The organism is Streptomyces sp. GESEQ-35 (assembly GCF_017948485.1).
GTDB lineage: Bacteria > Actinomycetota > Actinomycetes > Streptomycetales > Streptomycetaceae > Streptomyces.
The window spans coordinates 124,822-134,511 of record NZ_JAFFSX010000033.1; the positions used below are offsets into that span (position 1 = coordinate 124,822).

At 70.7% G+C, this 9,690-nt stretch carries 10 protein-coding genes; 1 reads left to right on the forward strand and 9 read right to left on the reverse strand.

What is annotated here, in order from left to right:
• Nucleotides 1-2 precede the first annotated feature (2 nt).
• From KCH87_RS42325 to KCH87_RS42365, 9 genes are all read right to left on the reverse strand, one after another.
• Nucleotides 3-902 (reverse strand): carbohydrate ABC transporter permease, encoded by a 900-nt coding sequence (locus tag KCH87_RS42325; protein WP_210593266.1) that lies wholly within the window; start codon nt 900-902, stop codon nt 3-5.
• On the reverse strand, nt 899-1,834 hold the full coding sequence (locus KCH87_RS42330; protein ID WP_210593267.1) for a carbohydrate ABC transporter permease: 936 nt from the start codon (nt 1,832-1,834) through the stop codon (nt 899-901). Before KCH87_RS42330 ends, KCH87_RS42325 begins: the two co-directional genes overlap by 4 nt.
• Before the next feature lie 97 nt (nt 1,835-1,931).
• Nucleotides 1,932-3,671, reverse strand: a complete 1,740-nt coding sequence (araD, locus tag KCH87_RS42335; RefSeq protein WP_210593268.1) for an L-arabinonate dehydratase — start codon at nt 3,669-3,671, stop codon at nt 1,932-1,934.
• Nucleotides 3,668-4,579: a dihydrodipicolinate synthase family protein gene (locus tag KCH87_RS42340; protein WP_210593269.1), complete on the reverse strand. Its 912-nt coding sequence runs from the start codon at nt 4,577-4,579 to the stop codon at nt 3,668-3,670. The genes araD and KCH87_RS42340 overlap by 4 nt, the downstream gene beginning before the upstream one ends.
• A complete protein-coding gene (locus KCH87_RS42345; protein ID WP_210593270.1) occupies nt 4,576-5,244 on the reverse strand; it encodes a GntR family transcriptional regulator in 669 nt (222 codons plus the stop codon). The genes KCH87_RS42340 and KCH87_RS42345 overlap by 4 nt, the downstream gene beginning before the upstream one ends.
• 141 nt (nt 5,245-5,385) lie before the next feature.
• Entirely contained in the window at nt 5,386-5,982 is a 597-nt protein-coding gene (locus tag KCH87_RS42350; RefSeq protein ID WP_210593271.1) for a TIGR03086 family metal-binding protein, read from the reverse strand.
• Between the two features lie 73 nt (nt 5,983-6,055).
• Nucleotides 6,056-6,418, reverse strand: a complete 363-nt coding sequence (locus KCH87_RS42355; RefSeq protein WP_374199098.1) for a DUF6010 family protein — start codon at nt 6,416-6,418, stop codon at nt 6,056-6,058.
• 42 nt (nt 6,419-6,460) lie between these two features.
• A complete protein-coding gene (locus KCH87_RS42360; RefSeq protein ID WP_210593272.1) occupies nt 6,461-7,621 on the reverse strand; it encodes a hypothetical protein in 1,161 nt (386 codons plus the stop codon).
• Nucleotides 7,618-8,559: a 5-dehydro-4-deoxyglucarate dehydratase gene (locus KCH87_RS42365; RefSeq protein ID WP_210593273.1), complete on the reverse strand. Its 942-nt coding sequence runs from the start codon at nt 8,557-8,559 to the stop codon at nt 7,618-7,620. The genes KCH87_RS42360 and KCH87_RS42365 overlap by 4 nt, the downstream gene beginning before the upstream one ends.
• A 166-nt stretch (nt 8,560-8,725) precedes the next feature.
• On the opposite strand from KCH87_RS42365, the gene KCH87_RS42370 reads away from it, so the two are divergent.
• On the forward strand, nt 8,726-9,535 hold the full coding sequence (locus KCH87_RS42370) for an NAD(P)-dependent oxidoreductase (RefSeq protein WP_210593274.1): 810 nt from the start codon (nt 8,726-8,728) through the stop codon (nt 9,533-9,535).
• Nucleotides 9,536-9,690: the final 155 nt, after the last annotated feature.

Genomic DNA, 9,690 nt, shown 5'->3' on the forward strand with positions numbered 1-9,690 from the left:
TCTCATCCCTTCACCGCCCCCGCGCTGAAGCCGGTGATCAGCCACTTCTGGATGAAGGCGAACACGATCACCACGGGTACGGCCGCGATGATGCCGCCCGCGGCGAGCGCGCCGAGGTCGACGCTGTCCGCGCTCATCAGGGTGTTGAGGCCGACGGGGATGGTCTGCTTGTCCTGGTTGTTGAGGAACATCAGGGCGAACAGGAAGTGGTTCCAGGAGTGCACGAAGGCGAAGGAGCCGACGGCGATCAGACCGGGGCGCAGCAGCGGCAGGACGACGATCCGGAAGGCGGTCATCCTGTTGCAGCCGTCGACCCAGGCGGCCTCCTCCAGGGAGTACGGCACGTTCTTGATGAAGTTGCTGATGAGGATGATCGACAGGGGTAGCTGGAAGACCGTCTCCGCGAGGATGACGCTGCCCAGCGAGTTGATCATCTGTAGTTCGGCGAAGATCTCGAACAGCGGCACCAGGAGCAGCGCGCCCGGCACGAACTGGGAGCACAGCAGCCCCAGCATGAAGGCCCGCTTGATCTTGAAGTCGAACCGGGCGAGGGCGTATCCGCCGGCCAGCGCGACGAGCGTCGTCATCAGCAGGGTCGCGACGCCGACGAGCACGCTGTTCTGGAAGTAGGTGCCGAAGGCCCGGTCCGTCCACACCTTCTCGAAGTGGTCGAAGGTCATCGGCCAGGGCACCAGCGAGGTGGAGCCGGCCGGGCGGAGCGCGAAGAGCAGGATCCAGTAGAAGGGGATCAGGGTGAAGATCAGGTAGATCCCCAGCGGGAGGTAGATCTGCCAGCGCGGGGCCTCGTCCCAGGCGCGGCGGTGCTTCGCCGGACGCTGCGGCTCGGGGCCCGGGCGGCGCGCGGCCGGCGCGACCGCGGTGGCCTCTTGGGTGGTGCTCACTTGTCCTCACCTCCGAACTTGCTCAGCCGCAGATAGACCATCGAGCAGAAGAGCAGGATCACGAACGCGACCGTGGTCAGGGCCGACGCATAGCCGAAGTTGTGGGCGTCGACGCTGGTGTTGGCGATGTAGAGCGGGAGTGTCGTGGTCTCGCCGGCCGGTCCGCCGCCGGTGAGCGTGTAGAGCAGGTCGACGTTGTTGAACTCCCACACCGCGCGCAGCAGCGTGGACAGGATGATCGCGTCCTTCAGATGGGGCAGCGTGATGTGCCAGAACTGCTTCAGCCGGCTCGCCCCGTCGACCTCGGCCGCCTCGTACAGGTCCCTGGAGACGGACTGGAGGTCGGCGAGGATGAGGATCGCGAAGAAGGGCACGCCGCGCCACAGGTCCGCGACGATCGCCGCCGGGAACACGGTGGAGGTGTCCGACAGCCAGCTGGTGCCGTAGGAGCCGAGCCCCAAGTCCGCGAGGTAACGGGTGATGCCCGTCTGGGAGTTGTAGAGCAGGACCCAGATCGCGGAGGTCAGCACACCGGAGACGGCCCACGGCGAGAACACCATCGCGCGGCCGAGCCCCCGCCCGACGAACGTCTGGTTGACGATCAGCGCCAGCGCAAGACCGAACAGCAGCTGAAGCCCGACCTCGACGACCACCCACTTCGCGCTGAAGACCAGCGTGTCCCAGAAGACCGGGTCCTCGGTGAAGGCGTGGACGAAGTTGTCGAAGCCCGCGTAGCCGTTCCGCCAGGGTTTGGTGGGGTTGTAGTTCTGGAGGCTGTAGTAGAAGACGCTGAGCACCGGGTAGGCGATGAAGCCGAGCATCAGCACGGCTGCCGGGGCGATCAGCAGGTACGGCAGCCTGCGCGGGGTGGCGGAGGCACGGCGCCGCCTCGGTGGCGCGGGCGGTTTCGCCACGGCTGCGGCTTGGGCCATGACTGTTCTCCGTTCGGTTACGTTTGCTCGTGCGGGTGAAGCGCTTGCCGATCAACGTTCGAGATGTCGGCCGAAGTGCTGTGCGGCCGAGGATGGTTCAGCCCGCGTACGGGTCCTGCACCTTGCCCGGCCGCGCGAGGAACTCGAAGTCGCAGCCGGTGTCCGCCTGGGTGATCTGTTCGTTGTAGAGCGCGCCGTATCCGCGCTCGTACCGCACGGGCGGCGGCGTCCACGCCGCCCTGCGCAGCTCCAACTCCTCGTCGTCCACGTTGAGTCGGAGCGTCCTTGCCTCGACGTCCAGAGTGATCGAGTCGCCCGTGCGCACCAGCGCGAGCGGCCCGCCGACGTACGACTCCGGCGCCACGTGGAGCACACACGCGCCGTAACTCGTGCCGCTCATCCGGGCGTCGGAGATCCGCACCATGTCCCGTACGCCCTGCTTGAGCAGGTCGTCGGGCAGCGGCAGCATCCCGTACTCCGGCATGCCCGGACCGCCCTTGGGCCCGGCGTTGCGCAGCACGAGCACGCTGTCGGCGGTGATGTTCAGGGCCTGGTCGTTGATGGTCCGTTGCATCGTCCTGTAGTCGTCGAAGACGACCGCGGGGCCGGTGTGCTTGAGCAGGTGGGGCTCGGCGGAGATGTGCTTGATGACGGCGCCGTCGGGGCAGAGGTTGCCGCGCAGGACGGCGACCCCGCCTTCGCTCGCGACCGGGTTGTCCCGCGGGCGAATGACGTCGTCGTTGTGGACTTGGGCGCCCTTTAGTTGCTCCCGCAAGGTGTCGTACGAGACCGTCGGCCGGTCCAGGTGGAGCAGATCCGGGATCCGGGAGAGGAACCCGGGCAGGCCGCCGGCGAAGTGGAAGTCCTCCATGAGGTACGTCCGTCCGCCGGGCCGCACGTTGGCCAGCACCGGGACGGTGCGGGCGATGCGGTCGAAGTCGTCGAGGGTGAGGCGGACGCCGGCCCGTCCGGCCATGGCGATCAGATGGATCACGGCGTTGGTGGAGCCGCCGAGGCCGAGGACGGTCGTCACGGCGTCGTCGAAGGCGCCGGCGGTGAGGATGTCGCTCAACTTGCGGTCCTTGTGGACCAGTTCGACGATCCTGAGGCCCGCCGCGGCGGCCATCCGGTCGTGGCCGGAGTCGACGGCGGGGATGCTGGACGCGCCGGGAACCGTCACCCCGAGCGCCTCGGCGGCGGCCGTCAGCGTGGACGCCGTACCCATCGTCATGCAGTGGCCGGGCGAGCGCGCCAGGCCGCTCTCCAGCTCGGTCATCTCGCAGTCGCCGATGAGGCCGGCGCGCCTGTCGTCCCAGTACTTCCACATGTCGGTGCCGGAACCGAGGACTTCGCCCCGCCAGTGGCCCGGCAGCATGGGACCGGCGGGAACGAAGACGGCCGGCAGGTCCACCGAAGCCGCGCCCATCAGCAGCGCGGGCGTGGACTTGTCGCAGCCGCCCATGAGCACGGCTCCGTCGACCGGGTAGGAGCGCAGCAGTTCCTCGGTCTCCATCGCGAGCATGTTGCGGTAGAGCATGGGGGTCGGCTTCTGGAAGGTCTCGGAGAGCGTGGAGACCGGGAATTCCAGCGGGAAGCCGCCGGCCTGCCAGACGCCCCTTTTGACGGCCTGCGCACGATCTCTGAGATGCGCATGACATGGATTGATGTCGGACCAGGTGTTGAGGATCGCGATGACCGGCTTGCCGAGGTGCTCCTCGGGGAGGTAGCCGAGCTGGCGGGTGCGGGCGCGATGGCTGAAGGAGCGCAGGCCCGACGAGACGCCGCTGCCGAACCACTGATGGCTTCTGAGGTCCTCGGGACGCTTCTTGTCGGTCATGTCGACCACCCGGCGGCTATGGCGGCGACCTCGGCGCGTTCGTCCTCCGGCAGCGGCTTGCTCGGCGGGCGGACGTCGCGGCGGCACAGGCCGAGCGAGGCGAGGGCTTCCTTGACGACGGTGACGTTGTTCGCGGAGCCGTTGGCGGCGCGCAGTTCCTCGAAGCGGCGGATCTGCTCCCAGACCTTCATGGCGGCCGGGTAGTCGCCGGATCGAAGCGCTTCGATCATATTCAGCGAAACGGACGGGGCGACGTTCACGAGCCCCGAGGTGAAGCCGGTGGCGCCCGCGGAGAAGTACGAGGGGGCGTACGGCTCGGCGAGACCGGCGATCCAGACGAAGCGCTCCAGGCCCGCGTCGCGGGCGAAGGCGGCGAACTTCGCGGCGTCCTGGACGGCGTACTTCACGCCGATGACGTTCGGGCAGGAGTCGGCGAGTTCGGCCAGCCGTGCGCCGCTCAGCTGGGCGTTGCGGATGTACGGGACGACGCCCAGCTCGGGCACGGCCTCGGCGATGGCCCGGTGGTAGTCGACCCAGCCGGCCTGGGAGACGTAAGGGTGGACGGGCTGGTGGACCATCACCATCTGGGCGCCGAGCTCACGGGCGTGGCGCGCGGAGGCGGCGGCCGTGGGTACGTCGTGCCCGACCCCGACGAGGACGGCGGCCCGCTCGCCCGCCTCGTCGATGGTCAACTCCGTGACGAGCTGCCGCTCCTGGGGGGTCAGGGCGTAGAACTCGCCCGTGTTCCCGTTGGGCGTGACGATGTTGACGCCGGCGTCGAGCAGCCGACGCAGCAGGGCCCGGTGGCTGTCCTGGTCGACGCTGCCGTCCTCGGCGAACGGGGTCACCGGGATCGCCACCACGTCGGCCAGAGCCGCCCGCTGGGCCTCGAACATCACGCTGCTCATTCCGCGCCTTCCGCTGCCTGGACCTCGTCCTGGGCCCCAGGGAAGGCCCGTTGCACGAACGACGCGATGTGCGCGTGGAGGGCGCTCGCCGCACCGTCCGCGTCGCCGTCCAGGGCAAGCCGCAGAATCTCCTCGTGCTCACCGGCCTCCCGCTCCCAGGAGGGCGAGGCCGCCCAGGCGACGGCGGAGACCAGGGCGGCCTGGTCGCGGACCTCGTCGAGCATCCGGCCGAGCAGCGGGTTGCCGCACGGCAGATACAGGGCGCGGTGGAACTCGCGGTTGGCCAGGGAGCGTTCGGCGGTGTCGCCGGCCGCGTCGGCGCGGGTCAGCGCGGCGCGCGCGGCATCGAGCGATGCGCCGCGCCGCACCGCCCGCTTCAGCGCCTCGGGCTCCAGCAGCAGGCGCACGTCGTAGACCTCGCGTGCCATGTCCGCGTCCACCATGCGCACCGTGACGCCCTTGTACTGGTTCATCACGACGAGCCCGGTCCCAGCCAGGGTCTTCAGCGCCTCCCGCACCGGGGTCTTCGACACCCCGAACTGCGCGGCGAGCTCGGTCTCGACCAGGGCCTGGCCGGGCGTCAACTGCCCGGTGAGGATGCGGCGTTTGATCTCCTCCTGCACATACTGCGTGCGGGAGGGGATCGGCGTGGGCACAGAGGTCATGCGCGCCTCTCGGATCTCACATATCGCGTCTCATATATGACGTACGAAGTACGACGCGTTGAAAGTAGGAGGGGCGCTGTGTTTCGTCAATGCTTCTGACAAAAGAAGTCGGCGTTGCCCGACGTCAGTTGAGGACGCGGCTCACCCCTTGGGCGTCCACCCGGGGTCCCGCCCGCTGAGCCCCACCGTCCGGTCCAGCAGGGACGCGTCGTCGGGTACCGGGACGACCGGGCCGAAGATGCCCCCGCCCCGGCTGGGATCGTCGGCGGCGGCGAGGAGGAAGTCGTACGACGCCTGGAGCGCGGCGGGGTCGGGGCTGTACGGCTGACCGGTGGCCCGGGCCAGGTCCCAGCCGTGGATGACCAGTTCGTCGACGGCGACGGCACAGGCGACCGCGCCGGGCATGTCGAAGCCGCCCGCGCGGGTCATGCCGGTCAAGGCGGCCGGGTCGCGCCAGGCGTCGGCGAGTTCGTCGAGGACCTTGGGCATCTCCTCGCGCCAGCCGGGGCCGACGTCCGGCAGGGAGCCGCCCGGGTCGGTGTCCGTGGTCGGGCCGAGGCTCTTGCGGCCGGCGTCACGGAAGGCGGCCGCCAGCCCGGCCAGATGCCCCAGCACGTTGCGCACCGCGTACTCCGGGCACGGCGTCTCGCCGGCGAGCTGCGCCTCGCTCACGCCGTCGGCGAGCCGCGCCAGCACACGGGCCTGCGGTCCGAGGTCCAGGATCGCGTCGTCGGTCATGGCTGCTCCTCACGGTTCCAGGGACCTCAGGTTCCCGGGGTCCTGAAGTGTGGACCGTCCGCGCCCCGGAAACTCATCGCACGCCCGTCTCCAAGCTGCCGACGCGCTCGACGCGCACCGCCCGGACCAGCTCCCGCGGCGTCCGCCCGCCGCCCGGGCACCACAGCGCGATCACCGGATCGCAGATCGCACAGCCCACGACATCCCACACGGTGTGCAGAAGCCGGCCGATGCCGATGAAGGTCCAGGAGTCCAGACCCCGGTAGGCGACATACGTGGCGACCGCGGTGAACGCGAACTCCCAGCCGCCCAGCCCTCCCCCGCTCAGATACGCGGCGCCCGTCCCGCCCACCATCACGGCGTTGAGACGGCGCCGGTCCTCATGATCCCGGCGCCAGAGCCGCCGCCAGGCCGGCCCCAGGGGTATTGCCGACAGCTTCCGACGGGTTCCCGCCGGGCGGACACCGGTGGCGACGGCTCAGCTCGTGGTGAGCAGCGAGCGCACCGCCTCCAGATCGCCGTCCGATGCCAACCCGGCGTGATACAGCCGCAGTTCCGTCGCCCCGAGGTCGCGCGCCCGCGCGGCGTCCGCGGCCAGGGTGCCCGGGCTGCCGCCCATGCCGGAGACGACGGGGAGGTTCGCGGCGAGCACCGCGCCCTGCCGGGCTTCCGCAAACGGCGTCAGCAGGGCCGGTCCGCCCGCGCACGGCACGACCACGCCGTCCGCGACGGAGAGGATGTGGTCGGGGTCGACGCCGGCGTTGGCGCCGACGTGGTACGTCACGGGGTCGGCGTGCAGCAGGATCTGGAAGCCGTCGGGGGCAGCCGCACGGACCGCGCGCACCGCCGCCTCCTGGAGCGTGCGGGCGGTTTCGTCACGCCACGCGCGCGTGGCCGCCGCCGTCTCGGACCCGAGCAGCTGCTCGACGCCTGCCCAGCCCCCGTCCTCCGGCGCCCCCCGCCACAGCGGCTCCAGCGCGTCCCGTACGGCGGCGGCGAGCGCGTCGGCGTCCAGGCCCTGCTCGCCGTACCCCTCCCGGCACGCGGGGCAGAAGCAGAGCGCCATCAGGTACATCCCGGCGTCGCCGAGCGGCACTCCGCCGGTCTTGTCGTGGGCGTGCAGGTGCTGGAGCCCGTACCAGCCGAGGGACTCCAGTTCGGTGCCGCGCGCGCCGGGCCGTACCGCCGCCTCGGCGGCCAGGTCGATCAGGTACGCGCGCGTGGCGAGCTGGGCGATGCAGGGCGCCCACGGGTAGCGGTCGCCGTAGGCGTTGACGACCGACGTGTCCGGATGCTCGGCGCCCAGCCGGGAGTTGTGGGCGAGGACGACCCAGGTGTGCACCTCCAGGCCGGCGTCCGCGAGCGCGGCGGCCGCCTCACCGTAGGCGTCCCCGGGGGCCCAGTCACCGGCCGCGTACGGGCGCAGCTCCCGCCCCTCCCACCGGTCGTCCGTCGGGTAGAGCACGGCGGCGTGCTCGGCGGTGACGATGCGGCGGTGCGGGTGGCGGGGGGTGAGGGCGCGGGTGGAGTGGTAGGCGGCCGCCAGGGTCACCTGCCGCACGCCGAGGGCGGCGATCCGCCCGGCGGCCTCCGGGTCGCCGTTGACGTCCCAGGGGTAGACGAATGCCGACGCCTTCACACGTCCTCCTTCAGCAACTCGTAGCCCCGGTCGATGAGTTCGGCCAGCTGCTTGACATGTTCCTCGGCCGGTTCGTGCAGCGGTGACCGTACCGGTCCGACGTCGAGCCCCCGCAACCGTACGCCCGCCTTGACCAGCGCGACGGCGTATCCGCGGCCCTGGGCGCGCAGGTCGACGAACGGCCGGTAGAAGCCGTCCAGCAGCCGGTGCGCGGTGGCGTCGTCGCCCGAGCCGAGCGCCCGGTGGAAGGCGAGGGCGAGCTCCGGGACGAAGCAGAAGACGGCGGAGGAGTAGAGGGTGATGCCGATGCCGCGGTAGGCGAGCTGGGTCTGCTCGGCGGTCGGCAGTCCGTTGAAGTAGAGGAAGTCGCCGGGGATCTCGGTGCGGACGGCACTCACGATGCGCTGCATGAGGTCCAGGTCGCCGAGCCCGTCCTTGAACCCGATGATCCCGTCCGTGCGGGCCAGTTCGACGACCGTCTCCGGGGTGAACACGGCGTTGTCGCGCTGGTAGACGATCACGGGCAGCGCGGTCGCGGCCGCCACCTCCCGGTAGTGGCACAACAGCCCTTCCTGGCCGGCGACGACGAGGTACGGCGGCATGGCGAGCAGCCCGTCCGCCCCGGCCGCCGCCGCGAGACGCGCGTACCGCACGGCGAGTGCGGTGCCGTATCCCGCGCCCGCGACGACCGGGACGCGCCCCTCGGTCGCCTCGACGGCCGTGCGCACACAGACCTCGAACTCCTCCGGCGTGAGCGCGTGGAACTCCCCGGTGCCGCAGCAGGCGAACACGGCGGCGGCCCCGGCCTCGACTCCCCGGCGGACATGGGTGCGGTAGACGTCGAGGTCGACCGAGCCATCGGGACCGTAGGCGGTGACGGGGAAGAACAACGGCCCGCTGGGGATGCTCAGGCGTGCGGCAAGGGGGGCTGGCGACACTGGCGCTCCCTAAAACGAGGACGGCTGCATGCAGGGTTCTGATCAGAGTTTATGGTTATGAACGATGGCTGCGCCACCCTTGACGAGCAAGGTCGCCGATCCTTAACTTGTCCATGAATGTGAATACCGTGCATGCATACGGCCCTGGACTCAAGGAGAACCGAGGATGCCAGCCCCCCGCACCCTTCTGCTCACCGGTGCCGCCGGCGGGCTCGGCACCCTGATGCGGGAGCTGCTCCCGGACTACGGCTACACACTCCGTCTGCTCGATCTGCGCCCGATCGAGGGCGAGCCGGACGCGATCGTCGCCGACCTCGCCGACAAGGACGCCGTGCGCGAGGCCGTCCGGGGCGTCGACGCGATCATCCATCTCGCGGGCATCTCCCTGGAAGCCCCGTTCGAGAACATCCTCAGGGCGAACATCGAGGGAACGTACAACCTGTACGAAGCCGCCCACCAGGAGGGCGTCCGGCGCGTCGTCTTCGCCTCCTCCAACCACGCGGTGGGCTTCACACCCCGCCCCCAGGGCGAAGACCCGCTGATCCCGATCGACACCCCGCGCCGCCCGGACACCTTCTACGGCCTGTCCAAGTCCTTCGGTGAGGACCTCGCCCAGTTCTACTGGGACAAGCACGGCCTGGAGACCGTCTCCGTGCGCATCGGCTCCTGCTTCGCCGAGCCGACCAGCGTGCGCATGCTCTCGATCTGGATGAGCCCGGCCGACGGCGCCCGTCTCTTCCACGCCGCCCTGACCGCCGAGCACGTCGGCCACACCGTGGTCTACGGCTCCTCGGCCAACACCCGGCTGTGGTGGGACCTGACCACCGCGCGAGCGCTCGGCTACACGCCGCAGGACGACTCCGAGCCGTACGCCGAGAAGCTCATCGCCGAGCAGGGCGAGCTGGACCCGGAGAACGTGGCACACGCCTACCTCGGCGGCCACTTCGTGAGCGACCCGCCGATCTGGCCTTACTGATACTTGCGCGAGAGCACTTCTGGGGCGGGCGGGCCCCGCCCGGGCGCCCCCCCCCCCCCTCCCCGGCCCCCCCCCCGCCCCGCCTCCCCCCCCCCCCCTCCCCCCCCCCCTCCCCCCGCGGGGGCGCGGGGGGGCGGGCGGGCGCCGCACGGCCA